A 22808-nucleotide genomic window follows, 5' to 3' on the forward strand; every position below is an offset into this window, starting at 1 on the left:
GCCGACCATGCGAAAACCATGGTCCGGCAATGGTGCGCGCACTGGATCCCGGTGGCGGACGGGCGCAGAATTCCTGGTAGCGCATTCACGCCGGAACCACCCCGGCCGTGTTGGCGTGGTGCGAAGAACGTATTCCCGCGACAACACAGAACCGGCTCTTGACCGCGCACCCCTCGGTGGTCAAGGGCCGGTTTCCATTTCGCGGAACGGGTGTGTGAGGATAGTATCGTCGGCTCGGGGGAGCGACGCGGGCGGAAAGGCAGATGGGGTCGATGATCAAGGTCCTGGTGGCCGAGGACATGCACATTGTCCGGGGGGCACTGGTCGCGCTGCTCGGCTTGGAAGCCGACATCGAGGTCGTCGCCGAATGCGCGAGCGGCGACGAGATCCTCCCGCTCGCGCAATCCACGCGCCCCGACGTCGCGCTCATCGACATCGACCTGCCGGGCAAGGACGGGCTCACCGCGGCCGCCGAGCTGCACGAGCGGCTTCCCGGCGTCCGCACGCTGATCCTCACCTCGCTCGGCAGCCCCGGAACCCTGCGGCGGGCGCTCGCCGCGAAGGTCAACGGCTTCCTGCGCAAGGACGCGCCCGCCGACCGGCTCGCCAACGCGGTCCGCGGGGTCGCCGCCGGACGGCGCGTCGTCGACGGCGATCTGGCGCTCGCCGCCTGGGACAGCGAGGATTGCCCACTCACCACCCGCGAGATCGAGGTGCTCCGGCTGGCGTCGGTCGGCTCCGACCCGACCGAGATCGCCGCCGAGCTGTTCCTGTCCGCGGGTACCGTGCGGAACTACCTGACGACGATCGTTTCGAAGCTCAGCGCCCGCAACCGGGTCGACGCGGTGCGGATCGCCAGGGAGTCCGGCTGGCTGTGACGCGGAGGCGCCTCACCTGGCCGGGACGGTCATCGTGGCGTGGGCGAGCTCCGCGGCGAACTCGCCGGGTGAAGCCGCTTCGGCGAGCAGCCTGCGTTGCCGGGCAGCGCCGGTACCGTGGTCGAACAGCGCGTCCAATCCTCGTTCGACGTCGTCCGCGTCGCCCGTCGCGATGAGCGCCGGCCGGATGAACTCGACGAGCTCGCCGAGAATTTCGCGTTGATCGGCCTCCCCGCCGGTGAAGACGTCGACGCCCGGCCCGTCCAGCCCACGGCGGGCGGCCGCCGTCAAGGCCGCGTCGATCCTGGTCCCGCGAGCGCGCGGAGGCCTCGTCGTCGCCGCGCAGGTCACGACCAGTCCGCGCACCAGCGCGGCGAGCAGAACCGCGTCGTCGACGGACAGGCAGACGTCGGCGATCCGCACCTCGACCGTGGGGTACCGCGGGGAAAGGCGGGCGTAGAAGTACACCCCCGCCGCGTCGAGGGCGGCGCCGTGGCGCACGGCATCCCCGATGCTCCGGTCGTACGCGGCCGCGCCGGACCATTCGTCGGGTGGCCGGGCCGTCGGCCACCGGTCCCAGAGCGGGAAGCGCCTGCTCGACCACCCGGAGTCCGCGCCGTTCTCGACCGGGGAGTTGACACTGAGCGCCAGGAGCGGCGCGAGCCACGGCCGCAGCCTGGCGAGCACCCGTGCGCCCAGATCCCGCGACGGCAGCCCGACGTGCACATGGCAGGCGCACGTCCCCGCCTCGCCGATCAGGTCCGGGAACGCCTGTGCCATCCGCCGGTAGCGCGGCTCGGGTGTGAGCGTGTCTCCTCGCAGGCCGCCGGGCGGGATCCCCGTCGCCGCCATCAGGCAACCGTCGGCCCGCGCCGCCGCCGCGACGAGCTGCCGCAGCCGCGTCAGTTCCGAACGCACCTCGTCCAGGCCACCGCAGACGCCGGTCGCGGTCTCGATCTGGAACCGCATCAGCTCACCGGTGACGTCCGGCCCGGGAGGGAGGCTTTCGAGCAGCTCCGGGGCTCGTAACGCGACCGAGCCGTCCACCGGGTCGAGCAGGACGAACTCTTCTTCCACACCAAGGGTGAACATGGTTCCCCGTTCCGTGGTTTTCGCCGGTGCCACTGAATCTGCTCCTTCGGGCCCGGCGAGGAAAGGGCCGGTGTGCTGAACTTCGTTGCGGCGAAAGTGTTTCGTGGCCTCACTGAGGGTCTAGCCTTGGTTCATGATCGATCTTCATCCGCCGGCCGAGCCGTACGACAGCGGGCTGCTCGATGTAGGTGACGGCAACCTCGTCTACTGGGAGACCTGCGGGAACCCGGCCGGGAAGCCCGCGGTCATGCTGCACGGCGGCCCCGGCCAGGGCTGTACGCCGGGCATGCGGCGGATGTTCGACCCCGCCCGCTACCGTGCGGTGCTGTTCGATCAGCGCGGCTGCGGTCGCAGCACTCCGCACGCGAGCGACCCGGCGACCGGCCTCCGGCACAACACGACGGATCATCTCGTCGCCGACATGGAACGCCTGCGGAAGCATCTGGGTATCGAACGCTGGCTCGTCACTGGGGGTTCGTGGGGCACGACGCTCGCGCTCGCCTACGCCGAACGGTTCCCGGAGCGGGTCACCGAGATCGTCGTCAGCGCCATCAGCACCACGCGGCCGTCCGAGATCGACTGGCTGTATCACGGCGTCGGCCGGTTCTTTCCCGAAGAATGGGCCCGCTTCCGCGGTGATCTCACCGGCGACCTCGTCGCCGCTTACGCACGGCTCATGGAAGATCCCGATCCCCAGGTGCGGACCGAGGCCGCTCGCTCCTGGCTCGTCTGGGAGGACACCGTGCTGTCATGGGAGCCGGGTGCGACCGTCCACAATGGCCCGATCGGTGAGTGGGAACTCGCGTTCGCACGCATCGTCACGCACTACTACTCCCACGCGGGCTGGCTGGAGCCCGGCGCGCTGATCCGTGACGCCGGTCTGTTGCGCGACATTCCGGGCGTGCTGATCCACGGGCGTCGTGACCTGAGCTGTCCGGTGGACACGGCCTGGGAACTCGCCCGAGCCTGGCCGGGGGCGGAGTTGCTGATCGACGACGACTCGGGCCATCACTCGAGCGACGTGAAACGAGCGTGGAAGCTGGCGGCGTTGGAGCGGTTCGCGGTCTGAGGTGTGGGGCGCATTTATATTGGTTCGCAGGAGGAATGCGGTCGGTTCCGTGACGCTGAATTTATCCGTGGGTGCGTATCCTCTGCGACCGGAGCGGTCGGCGCACTGGTGTCCGGCGATCGGGGAGTGTTGCGGTACACGGGATCGCCGGCGAACGGGCTGGGCTCCGACACTGATCCCCGCACCGCGGACCACGGCGATTCCACCGGTGGTCAACCGGTAGTGGCTGCCTGATCGGAAAAGCGCGCCGCAACGGACCCGTCGGCCATCGGCCGAAGGGTCTCCGCCTCCGGCGTGGCCGTCGAGGCAGCGATCCCAATGCAGTTTCATCAAGCCCTCCAGGGTGGATTTGTCGCGGGTTCGGCCTATGTTCTGAGGTGCATGGTGTTCCGTCTCGGGGTTCCGGTGGGGTCGAGGTAGGTGGGTGGGGTGAACTCCGGCAGGCCGTCTTGGGCGATCTGGACTTTCCATTCGCTGCGGTGGATCAACCGATGATGCTTCGTGCACAGCAGCACCAGGTTGTCGATTTTCGTTTCGCCGTGGTGGCGCCAGAAAACAATGTGGTGGGCGGTGCAGCGGGGGACGGGCATGTCGCAGCCGGGGAAGGCGCAGCCACCGTCCCGGATCGTCAACGCGTACTTTTGGGCGAGGGAGACGGTCCGTTTCGACCGGCCGATGTCCAGTGGTTCGCCTGCGGTGCCGAGGACGCCGGGTCGGATGCGGGCGTCGCAGGCGAGGATGCGGGCGTCGGTGGCGCTGATCGGTCCGACCAGGTCCAGATGTGCTTCACCGAGGTCGTTGATCAGGTCTTCATACGACATGGTGACCAGGATGTGGGTGGCTTCGCCGGCTTGGCCGGGGAGGTTGCGGCTGGTGGTCTTGAGTCGGACGTAGTCGGTGAAAGCATCCCCGTAGCGTTCGTCCTGGCTGCGGGAGTCCCGCACCCCGTCCACCGCTTTATGAGGCTTTGCCATCGGATCCAGGTCGGATTTCAGGCGGGCGTAGGTTTCCAGATCAAGCCGGGCCTTCAAGCCGAGGGTGCCGTCGCGGTGTTTGACGAACCGTAGCTCCGGGCGGGTGTCTTTCGGGTCTTCGCTGCGAGGTTCTTTGCCGTCGGGGTCGAGTGTGTCCAGCAGGCGGCGCCCGGCACGGGCGATCTGCCGCGGCCCCGCCCGGCGAGCCAGCTCCACCAGGATCTTCTCTCCGGTCCGCACGTCCTCCTCAGGAACAGAAGACGGGATACGGGCCAGGGTGCGGATGATCGCGTCGATCTGCGCGCCCCCGATCGCGCCTTCGGCGGCCGCTACAGCGGTCAACGGCGCCAGGGGCGGTTCGGGGTCGCCGCCGATTGCGGGGCCGGGATGCAGGGCGAGGACGCGGTCGGCGCGGGCCTCGGCTTCCTTGTCGGTGACCAGGAAGTCCTCGAAGATCAACGCCGACAACGTCGAATGTCCTGAACACCCGCGGATGCCGCGGGCATTGATTTCCGCGAGGATCGCGTTCTGTTCCGCATCTGCCCGGCGTTTCAAGATTTCGAGTTCCTGTTTGCGGGCATGCAGCGTCGCGGTGTCGACGCGCCACCACTCGGCGGTCGTCTCTGGGGGTGCGTTGTTGCTGGCCACGACACCGAAGCTACTCCGTATCGAACACCTGCGCTAGCCCAAACGGCCCAATACGAGAAATTGCCGAAAAATGGCAACAGCGAAGGGAGCCTTAAGCGCGCGAAGCGTCCTAAGTAAGCCAATTGTCTTAAGCGCGCGAAGCGTCTTCAAAGTAAGCGAAGAGCCTTAAGTCCGCGAAGCGTCCTAAGTAAGCGAAGAACCCTAAGCGCACGAAGCAGCCGCCCCTCGACGTCCCGAATCCAGCGCCAGCCTGCTCCGGCCATCACCAAACGAAGGGAGGTGGTCGCAATCAGCCGACTGATTGCGACCACCTCGACCACCGGCGTCACGCGGCGCGGTGGATGACGATGTCGTCGAGCCGCGTGCGCGCGTGGACCTTGACGTTCCCGCCGTCGGCGACGGAGTTGCGCACGGATCCCTTGGTGCTCTTGGCATCCACCGACGCGGCGGTCCCGTCGACGCCGACCTCGATGCCGCCGGACGCGTTCGCCAGCTCGGCCGAACCGCCCGACAGCCGTCCGACGCGGATCGGGCAGTCGGCGGCCTGGGCGACGACGTCGCCGTCGGCGCGGTCGATGTCGAAACTCCCGCTCGAACCGGAGAGGTCGACGTCGGACCGGGCGTGCCCGATCCAGACCTTCCCGGTCGAACCCGAGTACTTGACGACGCCGCCGGCCTCGCCGATCCGCACCCCGGCCGAACCGCCTTCGAGGTCCGCGGTACCGGCGACGTGCCCGATCTCGACCTCACCGGCCGAAAGGTCGCCTCGCACCGCCGTGACGCGGTCGAGCCGGACCTGGCCCGACGACATTTCCAGCGTGCAGTCGCCGAACCGCCCTTCGGCGTTCACCGCCGACCAGGCCGTGTTCAGGACCAGGCGCGAGCCGGTGGGCACCTCGACGGTGATCGCGACCGAGCCGTTCTTGCCGCCCGCCTTCTTCGTCTCGATCGACAGTTTCCCATCCTCGAAGGCGACCTTGGTGTTCGCGGCGACCTTCACGTCCGACTTGCTCGCGGCGTCGATCGGCTCGACCAGCACCACCGTGTCCGGGCGCTCGCTCGCGGCGACGCGCACCCGGGCGCCGGCGATGGTCAGGGTGGCGGTGATCGGCTGCGGCGTGGGGAAAACAGACATCTCGAACTCCTCGGTGGTGGTGATCTCTCGTGGTGAAAGCAACGATCGCCGACCGTCCTGACACCGGACCGCCACGGCGCTGACACGCCGGGGACACGGTCTGGCCCTCGTCGAAGCGGCCGGAGAATCGCTCGCGGGGAAGGGAGGGGCCGATATCGGTCGACATGGACATCACCACGGTGAACCGGATCGGGGAGCAACTCGTCGCGATCGGCGGCGCCATGGACCGCGAATGGGGCAGGTTCCGGGCGGACCGTCGAAGCCGAGCGGGCCGATCTCGCGCACGAGTACGGTCCGGGCGCGTTGACCCCGGAGGCCGTCACCAAGGCCATCCTCGATCGCCGCGACAGACTCGAGCAGGCAGGTGCCATCCGGCGGCTCACGCGGTGTTCACTCCGCGTACGGCTGATCCGGTGCCGTTCGCGCTGTAGCCGATGCTCCAGATGTAGCCGTCCAGGTCCGCGAAGGTGCCGCCATTCTCGACCCCTCCGGCAACCTGCCGCGCTTCATCCAGCGGAGGGCATCTTGACGTCCTCGGGTGTCTTGTCCGCCCGCAGTCCTCGCCAGGTCGTGTGCCGCAGACGGCCGTCCGGCGTCCAGTTCCGGTGCACGACCTCCCCGACGAGTTCAGGCTCCACCCAGTGCACCCGTCGTGCCCGGTCGCGGGGGACCTCCGAAGCGAACGGTGGCTTCTTCCGCTCCAGCGGCGTCAGCCGGGCGTGCAGGTCTTCGAGGACCTTGTCGCTGAACCCGGTCCCGACGTCGCCGATGTATCGAAGGTCTCCGGCTTCGTCGTGCGCGCCCAGCAGCAACGCGCCGAGGGTCCCCGAGCGCCGCCCGTCACCGGGGCGCCAGCCGCCGATCACGACCTCCTGGGTGTGCCACAGCGCCCGTTTGATCCATTGGCGGGTTCGCTTACCCGGGTAGTAGCGGCTGTCGAGCTTCTTCGCGATCAATCCTTCGAGCCCGTGCTGCCGGACGACGTCGAGCAGCTGGTCGGGGGAGATGTCGTCGTCGGTGTACCCCGGAGGGATGGCGATGCGGCCACCCGCGCCCAGGGACGTCAGCACCTCGCGCCGGGCCTCGTACGGCTCGTCGAGCAGGGCGTCACCATCGAGGAACAGCACGTCGAAAGCGAAGAAGTGGACCGGGCTGCGTTCCAGCAGCGACTCGTCCGGAGTGCGCAGATGCCGTGTTTGCAACAGCGGGAAGCTGGGCCGCCCCTGCTCGTCGAGGACGACGATCTCGCCGTCGAGGACGGCTTCGTGCCCGCTGAGCGCTTCGGCGGTCACGTCCGGGTACGTCGCCGTGATGTCGAGGCCGCGGCGGCTCGTCAGGCGTGTCTCGCCGTCCCGCGCGACCCGCAGGCAGCACCGATAGCCGTCCCATTTGTATTCATAGCCCCACCCGCCGGTGGGCAGGTCACCGTCGGTCGCCAGCATCGGGGCGATCGCGTCCGGCACGGTGCTCATGCCTCACGGTACCCCGGAAACCCCGCCGGTGATCTATCGTCGAAGGGTGCCTGAGGAGCGGATAACGGTCGAGGTCGAGGGGCGGCGCTTGGGCCTGTCCAATCTGGACAAGGTGCTCTACCCCGCGCACGGTTTCACCAAACGCGAGGTCCTCGACTACTACCGCCGGATAGCCCCCGCCCTGCTCCCCCATCTGCGTGACCGCGCCGCCACGTTCCGGCGGTTCCCCGACGGCGTCGACGGCGAACCGTTCTACGAGAAGAACGTTTCCCGGCACGCCCCCGAGTGGGTGCGCACGGCGCGGCTGACCAACCGTGGCCGCCGGGGCGGGGACGAGACGCTCGACTACCCGGTGGTCGGCGACCTGCCGACGCTGATGTGGGCGGCCAATCTCGCCGCACTGGAACTGCATGTTCCACAGTGGACCGTCGGCCCGCGCGGCGCGCGGAAATCACCCGATCTGCTGGTGTTCGATCTCGATCCCGGACCACCCGCGGACGTCGTCGACTGCTGCCGGGTGGCCGAGACCCTCAGCGACCTGCTGACCGGGGACGGTCTCACGGTGTACGCGAAGACGAGTGGCAACAAGGGAATGCAGTTGTACTGCCCGGTGCGCACACGGTCGGACGAACGCACCTCCGAGTACGCCAAGGCCGTCGCGGAAGAGCTCGCGCGCCGGTCACCGGAGACCGTGGTGGCCAGGATGACGAAGGCCATCCGCCCTGGGCGCGTGTTCATCGACTGGAGCCAGAACAACACCGCCAAGACCACCATCGCGCCGTATTCGCTGCGCGGCCGCGCCATCCCCACCGTCTCCACCCCGGTGACCTGGGAGGAGGTCGAAGCTTGCCGCAAGGCCGAGGACCTGCTGTTCACCGCCGGGCAGGTGCTCGAGCGCGTCGAGGAGATGGGTGACCTGTTCGGCGACATCGCCGAGCATCGCGCGGCCGTACCCCACCGGTGACCGTGGTCATGTTTGAACCAGGGCTGACGGGAAACTCCCAGGTCAGAGGAGTGACCCCGAATGAACGCAAGAACCGAAGACCTGTCGTACCGGGCCCTGGCCATGCTGCGAGCCGTGGCTCAGGGCCGGGCGGAAATCACCGTCAGCCTGGAGCCCGACCTCTATGTCGACGGCCTGCCGTGCAGCGATCAGAGCGCGGCCCATCGCCTCGCCCACGCCGGGTTGCTCCGGTTGCCCGCCGGCGGCGTTCCCGGTAGCCGGGTACCGGCGGAATTGTCCGAAACAGGACAAGAACTCGTGGAGCCGCTGGCGCCCGCCGCTTAGCCGCCGAAAGGCCACTGTGGACTCACGCCCGTTCCGCATACGATCTGCGGAGCGGGTGCGCGGGGGTGCGCGCCCACCGGGCTGGTACCTCCGGGGCCGGTGAGGATGTGGCTGTTGACCGGGTATCACACGCTGGCCGAGACCGAGACCGCCGTGCGGGCCAAACTGGGCGGTATCCCGCTGCTGTGGGAGCGGATGGAGGCGGTGGCCAATCTCCACCGCGCCGCGACGGCCGTCCGGCTGCATTTCGAGAATTCGGTCCTGCGCACCGCCGGTCTCACCTGGACCGCGTTCGTGGTGCTGTGGGTGGTGTGGATCTTCGGTGAGAAGGAGACCCGGCACGTCGCCGCCGAGTCCGGCATCACCAAGGGAACGCTCACCGGCGTCATGAAGACGCTGGAGGCGCACGGCCTGGTCACCCGCCGCAAACATCCGGTCGACGGACGTTTGGTGCTGCTCTCGCTGACCCCGGAAGGGGAGCGGCTGATGCGGGAACTCTTCCCGGAGTTCAACCAGGAAGAAGCGTTCGTCACCGAACGGCTCAGCCCCGGGAAGTGCACCGAGCTGGCCGCTTCGCTGCGCGAGATCGTCAGGCAGCTGGAGGAGAAGGGCGAGGAGCGCCGTACCCGGAAGATCTGACCCCTACCGAAGACGGTTGCGCGGGACCTCAGGAGGCTCCTACGTTTTTTGGAGCCGAACGAAGCGAAGGGCGCGCTCGATGGACTTCCGGTACTGGCTCGGTCAGGCGTTGACGTCGAACGAAGCGTGGGCGGAGACGTTCTCCTCGTTCCGGCCGCATCCGGCACTGGAGATCTCCGACGGCCGGTTCGAGGCCGCGTTCGAAGAGCTCACAGAGCGGCTGAAGGACAACTACCCGTTCTTCCACCCCTCCTACGCCGGCCAGATGCTCAAACCGCCGCATCCGGCCGCGGTCGTCGGCTACCTGACCGCGATGCTGGTCAACCCCAACAACCACGCGCTCGACGGCGGCCCCGCGACGGCCGAGATGGAACGCGAGGTCGTCCGTCAGCTCGCCACGATGTTCGGCTACACGGAACATCTGGGGCATCTGACCACCAGCGGCACGATGGCGAACCTCGAGGCGCTGTTCGTCGCCCGGGAAACGCATCCGGGCAAGGGGATCGCGTACAGCGCCGAGGCGCACTACACGCACGGAAGGATGTGCGGGGTGCTCGGCGTCGAGGGGCATACGGTGCCTGTCGACGCGCGCGGCGCGATGGACCTCGACGCGCTCGAAGACCTGCTGCGTACCGGGAAGATCGGCACCGTCGTCCTCACCGCGGGGACGACCGCGCTCGGCACGGTGGAGCCGATCCACGAGGCGCTGGCTCTGCGCGAACGCTACGGCGTCCGCGTGCACGTCGACGCGGCCTACGGTGGGTTCTTCCGGCTTCTGTCCGGTTTGGACGGTCCGGAAGGCCTGCCCGAAGCCCCGTGGCTCGCCATCGCCGAGGCCGATTCGATCGTCATCGACCCGCACAAACACGGCCTCCAGCCCTACGGTTGCGGGGCGGTGCTGTTCAAGGACCCGGCGGCGGGCCGGTTCTACCTGCACGATTCGCCGTACACCTACTTCACCTCCGAAGACCTGCATCTCGGCGAGATCAGCCTCGAATGCTCCCGGGCGGGCGCGGCCGCCGCCGCGTTGTGGCTCACCTTCCGGCTGCTGCCGCCCACCCCCGACGGGCTGGGCCGGGTGCTCGCGGCCGGGCGCCGCGCGGCGTTGCGGTGGGCGAAGCTGCTGGAGGACTCCGAGCGGTTCGACCTGTACCAGCCACCGGAACTCGACATCGTCACCTACTTCCCCCGCACGGAACCGCTGTCGCTGTCGAACATCGACCAGGCGAGCGCGAGGATCCTGCGCAACGGCATGGCCGCGGCGAGGGAACCGGTGTTCCTCAGCACGCTGCGGGTGAGCGAGCCGCAGTTCGGTCTGCGTCACACCGGGGCCGACGCGGATGCGGACGGCGCGAGGATCCTGCGTAGCGTGCTGATGAAGCCCGAAAGCGAGGACCACGTCGACCGCCTGCACGAACGGCTGGAAGAGTTGTCCCGCGGTTGAGCTCGCCAGTACCGCAGACGAATGGATCCGCCATGCCCGCACCAGGTCCCGCCGAACCCGTGACCGCGTCCGAGACCCGGTCGCTCGGTACCGGCTTCCGGCGGCGGCACGTCACCATGCTGGCCATCAGCGGGGCGATCGGCGCCGGATTGTTCGTCGGCACCGGCGCGGGAATCAAGACGGCCGGACCCGGCATCCTGCTGTCCTATGTGGTCGCGGGCCTGCTCATGGTGCTCGTGATGCGCATGCTGGGCGAGATGGCCGCCGCCGAGCCGAGCAGCGGTTCGTTCTCGGTGTACGCGGAGAAGGCGCTCGGGCGCTGGGCCGGGTTCACCGTCGGCTGGCTGTACTGGTCGCTGCTGGTGGTCGTGGTCGCGGCCGAGGCCACCGCGGCGGCGGGGATCGCGAACGGGCTCCTGCCGGGGATTCCACAGTGGACCTGGGTGCTGCTGTTCATGGCCGTGCTGACGGTGGTGAACCTGTTCGCGGTGCGCTCGTTCGGGGAGTTCGAGTTCTGGTTCGGCGCGATCAAGGTGACCGCCGTGGTCGCCTTCCTCGTCCTCGGCACGCTGGCGGTGTTCGGGATCCTGCCCGGCACGACGCCGGTCGGCCTGGACAACCTCACCGGGCACGGCGGTTTCCTGCCCAACGGCCTGCAAGGTGTGCTGACCGGCCTGCTCGCGGTCGCATTCTCCTTCGGTGGCATGGAACTGGTCACCATCGCCGCGGCGGAATCGGAGGACCCGGCGGATTCGATCCGTCGCACCACGCGCACGGTCATCGTGCGGCTGCTGCTGTTCTACGTCGGCTCCGTGGCACTGATGGTGCTGTTGCTGCCGTGGGAGACCGCTTCGGCCAACACCAGCCCGTTCGTGACCATCCTGGAGCGGATCGGGGTGCCTTCCGCGGCGCTGTTGATGAGTTTCGTCGTGCTGACCTCGCTGCTCTCGGCCTTGAACGCCAACCTGTACGGCGCCTCGCGGATGGTGTTCTCGCTGGCCGAACGCGGCGAAGCACCGCGCGCGATGCTGAAGCTGTCCGGCGCGGGCGTCCCGCGGACGGCGGTGCTCGCGTCGGTGGCCTTCGGTTTCGTGGCCGTACTGCTGAACTTCCTCGCCCCCGAACACGTCCTGCCGTTCCTGCTGAACGCCATCGGGGCGAACATCCTGCTCGTCTGGATCTTCGTCGCGATCTCGCAGCTGCGGCTGCGGAAGGCGGCGGAACGGGACGGCACGGCCGCGGACCTGCCGGTGCGGATGTGGGGTTTCCCTTGGCTCAGCTGGGTCGCGCTGCTCGCGATGGCGGGCGTCCTCGTTCTCATGTGGACGGACGCCGACGCGCGGACGCAGCTGTTCACCAGCGGCGCGGTGGCCGTGCTGATCGTGGTGATCAGCCTGCTCAGGCGACGTCCTCGACACTGAACAGGTCGCGCTCCACGCGGCTCAGCGCCAGCCGGACCGCCCCGAGCGCCACCGAGTCCTCACCGAGGGCCGAGGTCTCGACGTGCACCGGGAACAGGCACAGCCGAGCCAGCTCGGCGCGCAGTTCCGTCGTCAGCTCCCCGGGGCCGTCGAAGACCACCAGCTGCGGGTCGACGGCGAGAACGGTGGCGGCGACGAGCTCGGCGAATCCGACGTCCCGGCGCAGCGCGCCGATCTGGCCAGCCGCGCCGTGGTGGCCCGCGTGCGGCTTCCCACCGAGCAGCAGGCCCAGCGAGACGGTGTGCCCGGCGCGCACGTAGACGACGTCGTCGACGCCGCGCGCGGCACCGCGCCAGTGTTCGGCCAGCGTGGCGAGTTCGGTGTCGTTCCCGGCCAGCACGGGGCAGCCGCCGAACTCCGCGGGCAGGTCGACACCGGTCCAGCCGGGAAGCCGGTAGTTGTGGACGACCTTGCCGCCGGACACCACGCCGGTCGTGCCGATGCCGAGCACCCGGACGCCGGTGTGGCCCTCGACGGCGGTGGCGAGCACCCGGCGCGCGGTGCCGAGCCGGTCGGCCGCGTCCGTCTCGGGGGTGAGCCCGGCCTTCGCCCGTCCGACGACCTCGCCCCGCAGGTCGGCGACCAGGCACAACGCCTGATGCGGGCCGATCTCGAGACCGGCGACGTGCCCGGACTCGTGGCGGAAGCGGTACCGCTTGGCGGGCCGCCCCACCGGCCGCGGCGAGCCGGGAGGAAGCGGGACCTCCTCGACCAGCCCCTGGGCGCCGAGGTCGGCGGCGATCTCCTCGACCGTCGGGCGGGAGACCTCGCTCGCCTTGACCAGCTCCGCGAGGGTGAGCTCCTCGGCCGCGTACAGCGCCCGCAGGACGGCGATGGCGTTGAGCCGCCGCAGCAGTGATGGATCCCCTCCGGACAGCCTGGCCATGCGGCTCCCTAGACGGTGACGCGTTTGTCGTACTGGGCGCGCGCGAGGGCGATCTCGCCCTGGTGGTCCTCGGTCCAGGTGACCAGCGACTGGATCGTCTTGTGCAGCGTCATGCCCAGCGGCGTCAGCGCGTACTCGACCCGCGGCGGCACGACCGGGTAGACGGTCCGGCTCACCAGCCCGTCTCGCTCCAGATGACGCAGCGTGGTGGTGAGCATGCGCTGGCTGATGCCGTCGATCTTGTACTTGAGCTCGGTGAACCGCAGCGTGTTCCGGTCGAGCAGCGCGATCACCAGCAGCGACCACTTGTCGGCCACCCGGTCGAGGATCTGGCGGACCTCGCAGTCCTCGCGCGTGTCCCACTGGAAGGCCTCGTAGTCCTCCTCGGTGAGTTCACAACGACTAGGTGAGTTCAAAGTGCCTTCTTCCATGGTCATCGATGGTGACGGAAGATCCCCTTGGTTACAAGAGGGAACCGACCGGCCGATGGGTAACCGTCGGTTCCCGTTCACTGAGGGAGATCCGATCTTGAGCAACTCGCAAACGCTTCCGCGCGCCGACCGGATGGGCGGGCGGGCCTGGGGCGTGCTCGTCGTGCTGTGCGGCGCCATCTTCCTGGAGGGCATCGACGTCGCGATGCTGAACGTGGCGCTGCCGTCCATCCGGGCCGAACTCGGGCTGTCGACGGCGACCCTGAGCGGCGTCGTGAGCGCCTACGTGCTCGGCTACGGCGGGTTCATGCTGCTGGGCGGGCGCGCGGCCGACCTCTACGGCCGCCGCCGGATGTTCCTCGCCTGGATGGTGGTGTTCCTCGTCTTCTCCGGGCTGGGCGGGTTCGCCACCGAAGGCTGGATGCTGCTGCTCGCCCGGTTCGTCACCGGCGTCGCCGCGGCCTTCATGACCCCGGCCGGGCTGTCCATCATCACGACGAGCTTCGAGGAAGGCCCGAAACGCAACAAGGCGCTGCTGTTCTACGCCGGCACCGGGGCGGGCGGTTTCTCGCTGGGCCTGGTCATCGGCGGGTTGCTGACCAGGATCGACTGGCGGTGGGTGTTCTTCACGCCGGTGATCCTGTCCGCGGTCATCCTGCTCGCCGCGCTGTGGCTCATCAAGGAGCCGGCGGGCGTAGAACGCGTGCCGCGTCGCCTGGACCTCCCCGGAGCGCTCACCGTGACCATGTCGATGCTGCTGATCGCCTACGCGGTGGTCCGGCTGGAACACCCCGGACAGGGCTGGGGCTGGACCCTCGCGTCGTTCGCCGGGGGAGTGGCGGCGCTGACGGCCTTCGTGGCCGTCGAACGCCGCTCGCCCGCGCCGCTGGTGCGCCTCGGCATCCTGAAGTCCGGTCCGCTGGTGCGGGCCAACGTCAGCGCCCTGCTGTTCGCGGGGTCGTTCTTCGGGTTCCAGTTCCTCGTCACGCTGTACCTGCAGGAACTGCGGGGCTGGTCGACGCTGGAGACGAGCCTGGCGCTGCTGGCCGTCGGAATCGACGCGATCCTCGCGCCGACACTGACCCCGCGATTGGTCGCGAGGTTCGGCAACACCCGGCTGATCTTCGGCGGGCTAGTGCTGGCCGCCGTGGCGTACGCGCTCTTCCTGCCGCTGGACCTGGACTGGACGTACGCGGCGATGTTCCCGTCGATGATCATCCTGGGTCTCGGGTTCGCGCTCGCCTACGGTCCGCTGACGATCGTCGCCACCGACGGGATCGCCGAGCACGAACAAGGGCTCGCGGGCGGGCTGCTGTACACGGCTTTCCAGTTCGGTGCGGCGCTGGGACTGTCCGCGGTGACCGCCGTCAACGTCGCCGCGCTCGGGGACGGTTCGCGCGAGGCCGCGCTCGGCGGTTTCCGGGCGGCGCTGGTCGTGCCGCTGGTGATGGCCGTCCTCGCCGCGATCGTCATCGCGTCCGGACGTCAGCGGGCTTCGGCGAAGGAGACCAGGTTGGCCAGTGAGGAGGCGATACCGGCCTCGTGATCGGCCTGGGCGATGCCGGACGGCACGTCCGTCGCGGTGACGGTCACCTCGGTGCCGTCGTCCGCGGCGGCCAGGCTCCACGTCATCGTCATGGTGCCCGCGAACGCCGGATCTTCGGACTCGAAGACGGCCCGCTGCACCACCCGTTCGGCGGGCACCAGCTCGGCGAACGCGACCTCGACGACGTCCGTCGCGTCCGACGACTTGCCGGGCGCGGCGGACGCGTCGAGGTAGGTGAGGATCATGCGGAAACCGCCGCCGGGCCGTGGATCCCACTGCTCGATCCGGCCGCGCATCCCCTCGGGCGGCAGCCAGGCTTCGAGGGACTCCCGGTCCAGGAGTGCCTGGTAGACGGTCTCGGGCGGGGCGGCGATCGTCCGGCCGCCACTGTCGATCCTGGCCATGCGCCGAGTCTAGGGCGCACTGTCCTTGTCAGGGGTTGATGGTGTCGCGGGTGATCGACTCGACCTTCTCCTGCGCCTTCTTGGCGTCGGTGACCCAGAGCTTGTAGAAGTCGAACGGGCAGTCGGCCACGCCCTTGTCGCCTTCGTCCGCGTCCTGAACGCCGGTGTAGCCGCGGTGCAGCAGTTTGAAGATGTGGTTCTGCGACTGGTCGTAGGTGCGCGCGTCGCGGATCGCCGAGACCGACAGCTGCGCGTACTGGATCCCGTATTCCTCCTCGCCCGTCTCGCCGAGCGTGCGGCCGTCGAAACCGATGATCGCGGAATGGCCGAAGTACGAGTACACGCCGTCGAAACCGGCGGCGTTCGCCACGGCCACGTAACAGTTGTTGGCCCATGCCATCGCCTTGGCCATCAGGATCTGCTGTTCCTTGGCGGGGTACATGTAGCCCTGGCAGCGCACGATCAGTTCGGCGCCCTTCATCGCGCAGTCGCGCCAGATCTCCGGATAGTTCCCGTCGTCGCAGATGATCAGCGAGATCTTCATTCCCTTCGGGCCGTCGCTGACGTAGGTGTCTTCGCCCGGGTACCAGCCTTCGATCGGGCACCACGGCAGGATCTTCCGGTACTTCTGGACGATCTCGCCGCGGTCGTTGATGAGCACGAGCGTGTTGTACGGCGGCTTGTCCGGGTGGTCCTCGTGCCGCTCGCCGGTGATCGAGAAGACGCCCCAGGTCTGGGCTTCCCGGCACGCCGCGGCGAAGATCTCGGTCTCCTCGCCGGGAATGGTCGCCGCGGTCTCGTACATCTCCTTCGGGTCGTACATGATGCCCTGCGTCGAGTACTCGGGGAACACCACGAGATCCATGCCGGGAAGCCCGGACTTCATGCCCACCACCATTTCGGCGATCTTCCGGGCGTTGTCGAGGACCTCGGCCTTCGTGTGCAGGCGCGGCATCTTGTAGTTGACCACCGCGACACCGACCGTGTCCGGGCTGGCGGAAATATCACCGTGTCGCATGAAGACTCCTTTTCTCCGAACGGTTTTTCAGGACGTCGAGGGATCCGGCGGCCGCGATCAGCGCCACCGCGATCGCAGCCGCCAGCAGCGCCGTACCGCCGTCGCTGCGGTAGGCGCCGGTGAGACCGAGGAAGGCGGGCACCGTGCACGTCGGCTGGCTGAGCAGCAGGACGGTCCAGCCGGTGAATCGCGTCAGGTGTTCTTTTCCGAGGCCGAGTACCAGGAAGAACAACGTCCACAGCAACGCCCAGGACAGCCAGATGACCCCGAAAACCGGGTCGTCGCCGTGCCAGAAGGCGATCCCGGCGTACACCACGGCGGCGCCGGCCACGAAGAGCGAAAACCAGCCGATGCCCTCGGGCTCCAGGCCGGCGAGGTTCGCGATGCCGACGTACAGGTAGGTGAAACCGAACAGGTAGAGGCCGGACGCGGCGAGGATCGCGTCCGGATTCCCGTTCGCCTGGACGATCAGCACGGTCGGGGTGAGGCACTGCAGCGCGCCGACGAACAGGTTCAGCACCGCCGCCGAACGCGGCGGTATCCGGCCGAGCAACATCAGGCCGTTGATCATCAAGGCGGCGCCGACGTAGAGCAGGCCCACGTTGCCCATGCTCACCTCCGCATAACGTGCGTCACATGGAATAATTTCAAATGAAAGTATGTGGTGTACCGGAGCGAGTCAAGAGGGCGGATTTCAGAGCCTGGTGAGGACTTCGAAGTCGTACCCGTCGGCGACCGCGAGATGGACGTGCTGGTCGGCCTGCCGCCCGCGGAACTCGACGGTGCCGCGCGGGCCGTGGTACGCGACGCCGTCGATCGCCGCGTTGAGCGCGGGAAGCTCCGACGTCCCCGCCCTGCTGACGAGTTCGGCCAGCGTGTGCAGCCCCTCGTAACAGGATTCGGCGGCGTTGTTCAGGGCCGGCGCGCCGGGGCCGTGGCGGCCGACGTAACGGCCGAGGAGGTCCATCGCGTCGGCGGTGACCATCGACCGGAAGTAGGCGGCCGAGACGTAGAGGTTGCCGGTGGCGTTCGCGCCACTGGCGAGAAGCATGTTCTCCTCCATCAGCGGGCTGAACCGGAGCAGCCGGTCGCTGAGCCCGTGCGCGGCGAATGCGCGGTTGAAGCGCACCGCGTCCTGCCCGACGAGCAACATGAGTACACCGTCGCTTGTGGACTGTTCGACCTCGCGGACCACTGTGGACATGTCACCCGCGCCGAGCCCGACGAACGCCTCTCCGGTGAGACGCAGATCGAGATCCTTCGCGTACTGACGGATCGCGCGGGTCGACCGGTGCGGCCAGACGTAGTCGTCGCCGACGACGAACCAGCGCCGGGCGCCGAGATGATCACGCAGCCAGCGCAGGGCCGGCTCGATCTGGCAGCGCGGTGTCTCGCCCGTGCAGAAGATGCCCGAACGGCGCTCGCCGCCTTCGTAGAGCGAGGTGTACACGTACGGCACCCTGTCGGCCACGACCGGCGCGAGCGCGTGCCGGATCGACGAGATGTGCCATCCGCTCACCGCGTCGACCCGCCCGCTGTCGACCAGACGCCGCAATTCGCCCGCTACTCGCGCGGGAGTGCCGCCGCCGTCGACCACCTCGGCCTCGACCTGCCTGCCGAGGATGCCGCCGGATTCGTTGAGCTCGTGGACGGCCAGCTCGGTGATCGCCTCGCACGACGGGCCGAACAGCCCGGCCGGTCCCTGCAACGGGACCACCATGGCCACACGCCAGGTGTCGTCGCGGGGCCGGGTGGCGAGGCGTGGGGGCATGGCGCTCCGTGCGGTGGCCCGGTAAGGTCAAAGTGCTTTCACCTGGAAGTATTGCGAGGGTGTCCGGTTTTGGCAAGGGGACGGGATATGGGGACACGCGGCGTCACGACCGCCGGAACGTCGCTCACCGGCTCGCTCACCCGCGCCGCCCGTGCCGTCGCCGCCAGGGTGGAGCAGGTGCTCGCCAAGGAAGCTCTCACCCTGGACCAATGGCTGGTGCTGGACACGCTGAGTGGCAAGGGCGGCCTCGCCATGGCCGACCTCGCCGACCGGACGCTCGCCACCGCCCCGACGTTGACCAGGGTGGTCGACAAACTCGTGACCACCGCCCAGGCCTACCGAGAGGTCGACGCCACCGACAGGCGCCGTGTGCTCGTCCACCTCAGCGCCCGTGGCCGGACGACGCACCGGCGCGTGGCCGCCAAGGTGTCGGAGGTGGAAGCCCTCCTGGGCGTGCCGGACGAAGTGCTCGCCGTGTTGCGGACACTCGGCGACTGAACGTCAGGCGTACGGCACGGGCTTCGGCTTGGCGAGCCCGACGATGCCGATGATCCCGGCGACGACGAGCGCGACGAACAGGAACAGCGCCGCCACCACGAACACCACGCGGAAGCTGGTGACGTCCGAGAGCAGCCCGCCGAGAACCGGTGCGATCACCATGGCGAGGACACCGAGCCCCGCCGCCACACCGGCCGCGGCGCCGCGACCGGTCCCGAGACGCCGGATCAGCGCGACGGTCACACCGAGGACGGCACCCGCGCCGAGTCCGTTGAGCACCCGCCCGGCCAGGAGCAGGCCGCTGCTGGGCCCGAAGGCGACCAGGAGAACGCCCATCAGCATCAAGACGATCGCCGGCACGGTCACCGACGTCGGGAAGCGCGCGCCGAGCAGCAGGCCCGCCGGGAAGGCGAGCGCGGCCGCGACGACGTACGCGACGACGACGTTCAGCAGGAACGACTGGCTGGACATGCCCAAGTCGATCTGCAGGGCCGGCCCACCGTCGAAGCGGTAGACCACGGTGACCAGGAACAGTCCGATGAGCGCGGCGAACCCGGGACCGATGGCGAGCCACCAGGGAGGGCCGGTGGTCGGTCGCGGATCGTTCTGCGTCGGCGCGTACATGCGCACAACCTATAGCGCCAGGCGAGGTGGATGGACCGGATTCACGGAGACTTGCCGGTGTGACAGTGACCAACAACAGGGGCACGATGTCACAGGCCGCCGCTGGGACATCACGTGATGCCCCAGCATCGGCTCTGCTCGGACCGAGCCCGGATCGATGTGATCCGTTCTCGGCCCCCCGGACACTTCCGCGTCCGGGTTGCCTGGTCAAGAGATGCCTCTTGACCAGGCGCGACGTGCCCCCGGCAGGACTTGAACCTGCGACCTAGAGATTAGAAGGCTCTTGCTCTATCCAGCTGAGCTACGAGGGCCGACGTCGGCGACGTTGGGTGTCGCCCAGCATCGGCAGCTTAGCCGTCGCCAACCTGTCGATCGTTCGACACCGCCAGATCGTTTCAGGTCGAGCCCACCCTTTTTTGGAACGCCCGTGAGCGCGTCACGACGCGGGGTGACGCGCTCACGGGCCGGGGCCGCTTCGGGGGAGCGGCCCCTGGGTTCGCGCAGGTCGCGAGTCGACTCTTTCGCGAGCGACCGGCACGAACCGCCGGGGTGGTCAGTCCCAGATCTTGAGGGCGCGGATCACGAACGGGCCCTGGGGTACGTAGGTGCCGCCACCCGGATAGGTGATGAAATCTCCTTCGGTCGTGCACTCCTCGCTCTGGTAGATCGTCACGTCCCGGCTCAGCCGGTTGACGAACGAATGCCCGTCGAAGCCTTCGGGTAAGGGAATGCATTCGTCGGGATTGGCGGTGCGCAGGTCGAATTTGTGCACCGCGCCGCCGTACGATTCTTCGCCCCAGACGCAGAACTCGCCCTTCTGGCAGGCGGGTTCCGGCGGCGCGCTGGTGGCGCTCGCGACTCCGGCGCTGGTCAGCAGGCCGAGCATGGCCATCAGGAGGACGTGCGGGAGGCGGGCGCGCAGGTTCGTCAAACGTCGTTGCATGGCTGGGTTCTCCCCCGTGAATCGGCGGCTCGATCGCCGTCGGTGAATGTGTGATTCCACGATGGCGCGCGGGGAAAGGTTTGTCTGCCCGCATTTCTACTTCTGTGGATAAGTAGTTGTGCGGCGCTCGATCGGGGCGAGTTGTCCACATATCGCCGGGGTGCCTTGCGCGTGCCGGAATCGGCTGCTACGCGGGCGCGGTGGAGTCCCGGACGACCAGTTCCGCGGGTACCTCGGCGGGCGCGGGGACCTTCTCCCCGCGCAGCAGGCTCAGCACCAGTTCGCCGGCCGCCCGTCCCTTGGCGGCGAGGTCCTGCCGGACCGTCGTCAGCGGTGGTTCGGACCACCGGGCGGGCGGGACGTCGTCGTAACCCACGACCGAAAGGTCCCGCGGGACCGACAGGCCGAGCTGCCTGGCGGCCGAAATCGCCGCCAGGGCCAGGAGATCCGACATGCACAGCAGCGCGGTCGGCCGAGGTCGCCGGTCCAGCAGGCCGAAAGCGCTCGGGAGGGCTCCTTCGACCGAGAGCCCGGACGCCTCCCAGATCGGCACGTCCGCCGCCGGGATCCCCGCCTCGGCCAAGGTCTCCAGGTAGCCGGCCATCCGTTCACGGTTGTCGTGGAACCGGCTGTTCCCGGCCTCGGCCGCGCTCAGTTCGCCGCCGCGCGGTGCCGAGAGGCACTGTGCCGAGAAGATCCCGATCCGCCGGTGCCCGAGTTCCACCAGGTGCCGGGCCGCCGCGGCCGCCCCCGCCCGGTCCGCGACGCCGATCCTCGCCGAACCGCGGATATGCGGCTGGTCGATCACCACCAGTGGCAGGCCCCGGTCCCGCACCGCGGTCAGCGCCGGAGCGCCGTCGGCCAGCGAGTACGCCACCGCGATGTCGGCCTGCGCGGTCAGGACCCGCTCCGCGCGCGGGCCACCGCTCTCGCCGTCGCCGGGCAGCAGCAGGAGGGCGTGGCCCTCGGGGTCGACGACGGTCGAGAGCGCGTCGAGGGTGACCGACAACGCGGGATCAGAGAACGCCGTCGAAAGATTCGTGTCGAGCAGGACGGCGATCGCGCCGGTGCGGCTGGTGGCGAGGCTGCGGGCGGTCGGGTTCGGCCCCGCGTACCCGATCTTCTTGGCCGCGCGAAGCACCTCTTCCCGCAGCTGGGCGGACAGCTGATCGGGCCGGTTGTAGGCGTTGGAGACGGTCGCGCGCGACACCCCGACGGCGTCGGCGACGTCGTCCAACGTCGGCCTTCGCCGTCGCGTGCTCGTCATCGCCGCAGTCTAGTCCCGGCGGGATCCGGTGGACTTTCTGAAGCGCTTAAGTCATTCTGGGGGAAGAGGAATCGAAAGGAGACTGGGGTCTATGCGTGACCGTACGGCCGTTTTCGTCGTGTTCGCGCTCAACGGGGCCGCGCTCGGCTCCTGGGCGCCGCGGACTCCGGCGTTGTCGGAAAGAGTGGACGCCTCTCCGGGCGTCTTCGGGCTCGCCCTGCTGGGCGCCAGCGTCGGCATGCTGATCGCGGCGTCGGTTTCGGGGCGGCTGATCGAGCGGTACGGCGCCCGCGCGGTGGTCGCGGGCAGCACGATCATCGCCTGCGCGGCGTTGCCGATGATCGGCTTCGCGACTTCGGTCGTCCTGCTCGCCGGGGCGTTGTTCGTCCTCGGGGCGAGCGTCGGCGCGCTCGACGTGGCGATGAACGTCGCCGGGGTCGAGGTGGAGCGCCGGTCCGGACGCGCGATCATGCCGACACTGCACGCCGGGTTCAGCTTCGGGGCGTTGGCGGGCTCCATCGCCGCGGGCTTCGCCGCTTCGCATCAGTGGTCGCCCGGGAGGCATCTCACGGTCGCCGCACTGGCCGCTTTGCTGGTGCTCGCGTTCGTCATCGCCGCCGTGCCCGGCGCCCGGCCCGAACACACCGAACCGGTCGAGAAGCCCCGGGTGGCGCCGATCAAACGTCCCGTCCTCTGGCTGCTCGCCGCCATCGCGCTGTTCTCGGCGATCGCGGAGGGAGCGAGCTCGGACTGGTCCGCCCTGCTGATGACGTCCACGCACGGGGTCGGCGAGGGCGCCGCCGCCTTCGCGTACTCGGGGTTCGCCCTGGCCATGGCGCTCGCCAGGCTCGCGGGCGCCTGGCTTCAGAACCGCTTCGGCGCGACGCGTGCGCTGGCGGTGGGCGCCGGGATAGCCGCGGCAGGTCTCGTGCTCGCCGCGCTGACCCGCGTTCCGGTGTTCGGGTTCGTCGGCTTCGCGCTGGCGGGTGCCGGGCTCGCCGCGGCCTTCCCCATCGCGTTGAGCCTCGCGGGCGCGTCGGGCAAACGCGCCGACGGGACGGGAGGCGAGCGAGAACTGGCCTTCGTCACGGCGATCGCCTACACCGGTTTCCTCGCCGGGCCACCGCTGATCGGCGGCATCGCGCAGGTGACATCGCTTTCGGTGTCGTTCCTGTTCGTCGGGCTGACCGCCGCGCTGATCGTGCCGTCCGCGGTGGCCGCGGCGCGGGCACGGAAACGGGAGGAGATGGTCGAACCCGTCACCCGTTGACACCCCGGTAAACTGAAATGAATGCGCTAC

The 22808-nt window shown here is 69.0% G+C and carries 23 protein-coding genes and 1 tRNA gene; 10 read left to right on the forward strand and 14 right to left on the reverse strand.

The annotated features are described in order from the left end of the window. The first annotated feature begins 272 nt into the window (after positions 1-272). The gene (locus ACOCEP_RS20470) at positions 273-878 is read left to right on the forward strand and encodes a response regulator transcription factor (RefSeq protein ID WP_126730009.1); all 606 of its coding nucleotides are present in this window, start codon (positions 273-275) and stop codon (positions 876-878) included. A 12-nt stretch (positions 879-890) separates the two neighbouring features. On the opposite strand, the gene ACOCEP_RS20475 is transcribed toward ACOCEP_RS20470, so the two are convergent. Next, a complete protein-coding gene (locus ACOCEP_RS20475) occupies positions 891-2003 on the reverse strand; it encodes a carboxylate-amine ligase (RefSeq protein ID WP_482339322.1) in 1113 nt (370 codons plus the stop codon). Positions 2004-2103: 100 nt separating this feature from the next. On the opposite strand from ACOCEP_RS20475, the gene pip reads away from it, so the two are divergent. Further along, positions 2104-3039 (forward strand): prolyl aminopeptidase, encoded by a 936-nt coding sequence (gene pip / locus ACOCEP_RS20480; RefSeq protein WP_482339324.1) that lies wholly within the window; start codon positions 2104-2106, stop codon positions 3037-3039. Between the two features lie 365 nt (positions 3040-3404). On the opposite strand, the gene ACOCEP_RS20485 is transcribed toward pip, so the two are convergent. The 3 genes from ACOCEP_RS20485 to ligD (ACOCEP_RS20495) all read right to left on the reverse strand — a co-directional run bounded on the left by ACOCEP_RS20485 (position 3405) and on the right by ligD (ACOCEP_RS20495) (position 7268). After that, positions 3405-4661, reverse strand: coding sequence for an HNH endonuclease signature motif containing protein (locus tag ACOCEP_RS20485; protein WP_482339325.1), 1257 nt, complete (start codon positions 4659-4661; stop codon positions 3405-3407). A gap of 325 nt (positions 4662-4986) precedes the next feature. Beyond that, positions 4987-5796 (reverse strand): DUF4097 family beta strand repeat-containing protein, encoded by an 810-nt coding sequence (locus ACOCEP_RS20490; protein WP_482339327.1) that lies wholly within the window; start codon positions 5794-5796, stop codon positions 4987-4989. Positions 5797-6302: 506 nt separating this feature from the next. Further along, the gene (ligD, locus tag ACOCEP_RS20495) at positions 6303-7268 is read right to left on the reverse strand and encodes a non-homologous end-joining DNA ligase (protein ID WP_482339329.1); all 966 of its coding nucleotides are present in this window, start codon (positions 7266-7268) and stop codon (positions 6303-6305) included. Between the two features lie 46 nt (positions 7269-7314). Here ligD (ACOCEP_RS20495) and ligD (ACOCEP_RS20500) point away from each other — a divergent pair, with 46 nt between their 5' ends. The 5 genes from ligD (ACOCEP_RS20500) (at position 7315) to ACOCEP_RS20520 (ending at position 12060) form a co-directional block, all read left to right on the forward strand. Then, positions 7315-8232, forward strand: coding sequence for a non-homologous end-joining DNA ligase (gene ligD, locus ACOCEP_RS20500; RefSeq protein ID WP_482339331.1), 918 nt, complete (start codon positions 7315-7317; stop codon positions 8230-8232). A 60-nt stretch (positions 8233-8292) separates the two neighbouring features. Continuing rightward, positions 8293-8556 carry a hypothetical protein gene (locus ACOCEP_RS20505; protein WP_482339333.1) on the forward strand — a complete coding sequence of 88 codons (264 nt, stop codon included), beginning with the start codon at positions 8293-8295 and terminating at the stop codon, positions 8554-8556. Between the two features lie 105 nt (positions 8557-8661). Next, positions 8662-9195, forward strand: a complete 534-nt coding sequence (locus tag ACOCEP_RS20510) for a MarR family winged helix-turn-helix transcriptional regulator (RefSeq protein WP_482339777.1) — start codon at positions 8662-8664, stop codon at positions 9193-9195. A gap of 79 nt (positions 9196-9274) precedes the next feature. Further along, the gene (locus tag ACOCEP_RS20515) at positions 9275-10639 is read left to right on the forward strand and encodes a pyridoxal phosphate-dependent decarboxylase family protein (protein WP_482339334.1); all 1365 of its coding nucleotides are present in this window, start codon (positions 9275-9277) and stop codon (positions 10637-10639) included. A gap of 32 nt (positions 10640-10671) precedes the next feature. Then, on the forward strand, positions 10672-12060 hold the full coding sequence (locus ACOCEP_RS20520; RefSeq protein ID WP_482339336.1) for an amino acid permease: 1389 nt from the start codon (positions 10672-10674) through the stop codon (positions 12058-12060). Here ACOCEP_RS20520 and ACOCEP_RS20525 read toward each other — a convergent pair. Together ACOCEP_RS20525 and ACOCEP_RS20530 are read right to left on the reverse strand one after the other, a co-directional pair. Further along, positions 12038-13006, reverse strand: a complete 969-nt coding sequence (locus ACOCEP_RS20525; protein WP_482339338.1) for an ROK family transcriptional regulator — start codon at positions 13004-13006, stop codon at positions 12038-12040. The genes ACOCEP_RS20520 and ACOCEP_RS20525 overlap by 23 nt on opposite strands. Before the next feature lie 8 nt (positions 13007-13014). Continuing rightward, on the reverse strand, positions 13015-13443 hold the full coding sequence (locus ACOCEP_RS20530; protein ID WP_482339340.1) for a winged helix-turn-helix transcriptional regulator: 429 nt from the start codon (positions 13441-13443) through the stop codon (positions 13015-13017). Between the two features lie 49 nt (positions 13444-13492). Here ACOCEP_RS20530 and ACOCEP_RS20535 point away from each other — a divergent pair, with 49 nt between their 5' ends. After that, on the forward strand, positions 13493-14983 hold the full coding sequence (locus tag ACOCEP_RS20535) for an MFS transporter (protein WP_482339341.1): 1491 nt from the start codon (positions 13493-13495) through the stop codon (positions 14981-14983). Here the strand turns inward: ACOCEP_RS20535 and ACOCEP_RS20540 are convergent. The 4 genes from ACOCEP_RS20540 to ACOCEP_RS20555 all read right to left on the reverse strand — a co-directional run bounded on the left by ACOCEP_RS20540 (position 14923) and on the right by ACOCEP_RS20555 (position 18176). Beyond that, a complete protein-coding gene (locus ACOCEP_RS20540; RefSeq protein ID WP_482339343.1) occupies positions 14923-15387 on the reverse strand; it encodes an SRPBCC family protein in 465 nt (154 codons plus the stop codon). The genes ACOCEP_RS20535 and ACOCEP_RS20540 overlap by 61 nt on opposite strands. Positions 15388-15415: 28 nt before the next feature. Then, a complete protein-coding gene (locus tag ACOCEP_RS20545) occupies positions 15416-16405 on the reverse strand; it encodes an aliphatic amidase (RefSeq protein WP_482339345.1) in 990 nt (329 codons plus the stop codon). After that, positions 16392-17015 carry an AmiS/UreI family transporter gene (locus tag ACOCEP_RS20550; protein WP_482339347.1) on the reverse strand — a complete coding sequence of 208 codons (624 nt, stop codon included), beginning with the start codon at positions 17013-17015 and terminating at the stop codon, positions 16392-16394. The genes ACOCEP_RS20545 and ACOCEP_RS20550 overlap by 14 nt, the downstream gene beginning before the upstream one ends. Positions 17016-17099: 84 nt before the next feature. Beyond that, positions 17100-18176 carry a substrate-binding domain-containing protein gene (locus ACOCEP_RS20555; RefSeq protein WP_482339349.1) on the reverse strand — a complete coding sequence of 359 codons (1077 nt, stop codon included), beginning with the start codon at positions 18174-18176 and terminating at the stop codon, positions 17100-17102. 87 nt (positions 18177-18263) lie between these two features. Between ACOCEP_RS20555 and ACOCEP_RS20560 the strand changes: the two genes are divergently transcribed. Continuing rightward, positions 18264-18674: a MarR family transcriptional regulator gene (locus ACOCEP_RS20560; RefSeq protein ID WP_482339351.1), complete on the forward strand. Its 411-nt coding sequence runs from the start codon at positions 18264-18266 to the stop codon at positions 18672-18674. 3 nt (positions 18675-18677) lie between these two features. Here the strand turns inward: ACOCEP_RS20560 and ACOCEP_RS20565 are convergent, their stop codons facing one another. The 4 genes from ACOCEP_RS20565 to ACOCEP_RS20580 all read right to left on the reverse strand — a co-directional run bounded on the left by ACOCEP_RS20565 (position 18678) and on the right by ACOCEP_RS20580 (position 21508). Next, positions 18678-19298, reverse strand: a complete 621-nt coding sequence (locus ACOCEP_RS20565) for an MFS transporter (RefSeq protein ID WP_482339353.1) — start codon at positions 19296-19298, stop codon at positions 18678-18680. A 237-nt stretch (positions 19299-19535) separates the two neighbouring features. Further along, positions 19536-19609, reverse strand: a tRNA-Arg gene (locus tag ACOCEP_RS20570). 242 nt (positions 19610-19851) lie between these two features. After that, positions 19852-20241, reverse strand: coding sequence for a peptidase inhibitor family I36 protein (locus ACOCEP_RS20575; RefSeq protein WP_482339355.1), 390 nt, complete (start codon positions 20239-20241; stop codon positions 19852-19854). 187 nt (positions 20242-20428) lie between these two features. After that, positions 20429-21508 (reverse strand): LacI family DNA-binding transcriptional regulator, encoded by a 1080-nt coding sequence (locus ACOCEP_RS20580; RefSeq protein WP_482339357.1) that lies wholly within the window; start codon positions 21506-21508, stop codon positions 20429-20431. A gap of 91 nt (positions 21509-21599) precedes the next feature. Between ACOCEP_RS20580 and ACOCEP_RS20585 the strand changes: the two genes are divergently transcribed. Beyond that, positions 21600-22778: an MFS transporter gene (locus ACOCEP_RS20585; protein WP_482339359.1), complete on the forward strand. Its 1179-nt coding sequence runs from the start codon at positions 21600-21602 to the stop codon at positions 22776-22778. The last annotated feature ends 30 nt before the right edge of the window (positions 22779-22808 follow it).

The sequence above is a fragment of the Amycolatopsis sp. CA-211722 genome (assembly GCF_056828465.1).

What these genes read in the sequence shown, in the direction of transcription:
- ACOCEP_RS20470 (WP_126730009.1), top strand. Translation starts at nt 273, where the DNA reads ATGATCAAGGTCCTGGTGGCCGAGGACATGCACATTGTCCGGGGGGCA.
- pip (WP_482339324.1), top strand. Translation starts at nt 2,104, where the DNA reads ATGATCGATCTTCATCCGCCGGCCGAGCCGTACGACAGCGGGCTGCTC.
- ACOCEP_RS20490 (WP_482339327.1), bottom strand. Translation starts at nt 5,796, where the DNA reads ATGTCTGTTTTCCCCACGCCGCAGCCGATCACCGCCACCCTGACCATC.
- ligD (WP_482339329.1), bottom strand. Translation starts at nt 7,268, where the DNA reads ATGAGCACCGTGCCGGACGCGATCGCCCCGATGCTGGCGACCGACGGT.
- ACOCEP_RS20505 (WP_482339333.1), top strand. Translation starts at nt 8,293, where the DNA reads ATGAACGCAAGAACCGAAGACCTGTCGTACCGGGCCCTGGCCATGCTG.
- ACOCEP_RS20510 (WP_482339777.1), top strand. Translation starts at nt 8,662, where the DNA reads ATGTGGCTGTTGACCGGGTATCACACGCTGGCCGAGACCGAGACCGCC.
- ACOCEP_RS20515 (WP_482339334.1), top strand. Translation starts at nt 9,275, where the DNA reads ATGGACTTCCGGTACTGGCTCGGTCAGGCGTTGACGTCGAACGAAGCG.
- ACOCEP_RS20520 (WP_482339336.1), top strand. Translation starts at nt 10,672, where the DNA reads ATGCCCGCACCAGGTCCCGCCGAACCCGTGACCGCGTCCGAGACCCGG.
- ACOCEP_RS20525 (WP_482339338.1), bottom strand. Translation starts at nt 13,006, where the DNA reads ATGGCCAGGCTGTCCGGAGGGGATCCATCACTGCTGCGGCGGCTCAAC.
- ACOCEP_RS20530 (WP_482339340.1), bottom strand. Translation starts at nt 13,443, where the DNA reads ATGACCATGGAAGAAGGCACTTTGAACTCACCTAGTCGTTGTGAACTC.
- ACOCEP_RS20535 (WP_482339341.1), top strand. Translation starts at nt 13,493, where the DNA reads ATGGGTAACCGTCGGTTCCCGTTCACTGAGGGAGATCCGATCTTGAGC.
- ACOCEP_RS20540 (WP_482339343.1), bottom strand. Translation starts at nt 15,387, where the DNA reads ATGGCCAGGATCGACAGTGGCGGCCGGACGATCGCCGCCCCGCCCGAG.
- ACOCEP_RS20545 (WP_482339345.1), bottom strand. Translation starts at nt 16,405, where the DNA reads ATGCGACACGGTGATATTTCCGCCAGCCCGGACACGGTCGGTGTCGCG.
- ACOCEP_RS20550 (WP_482339347.1), bottom strand. Translation starts at nt 17,015, where the DNA reads ATGGGCAACGTGGGCCTGCTCTACGTCGGCGCCGCCTTGATGATCAAC.
- ACOCEP_RS20555 (WP_482339349.1), bottom strand. Translation starts at nt 18,176, where the DNA reads ATGCCCCCACGCCTCGCCACCCGGCCCCGCGACGACACCTGGCGTGTG.
- ACOCEP_RS20560 (WP_482339351.1), top strand. Translation starts at nt 18,264, where the DNA reads ATGGGGACACGCGGCGTCACGACCGCCGGAACGTCGCTCACCGGCTCG.
- ACOCEP_RS20565 (WP_482339353.1), bottom strand. Translation starts at nt 19,298, where the DNA reads ATGTACGCGCCGACGCAGAACGATCCGCGACCGACCACCGGCCCTCCC.
- ACOCEP_RS20575 (WP_482339355.1), bottom strand. Translation starts at nt 20,241, where the DNA reads ATGCAACGACGTTTGACGAACCTGCGCGCCCGCCTCCCGCACGTCCTC.
- ACOCEP_RS20580 (WP_482339357.1), bottom strand. Translation starts at nt 21,508, where the DNA reads ATGACGAGCACGCGACGGCGAAGGCCGACGTTGGACGACGTCGCCGAC.
- ACOCEP_RS20585 (WP_482339359.1), top strand. Translation starts at nt 21,600, where the DNA reads ATGCGTGACCGTACGGCCGTTTTCGTCGTGTTCGCGCTCAACGGGGCC.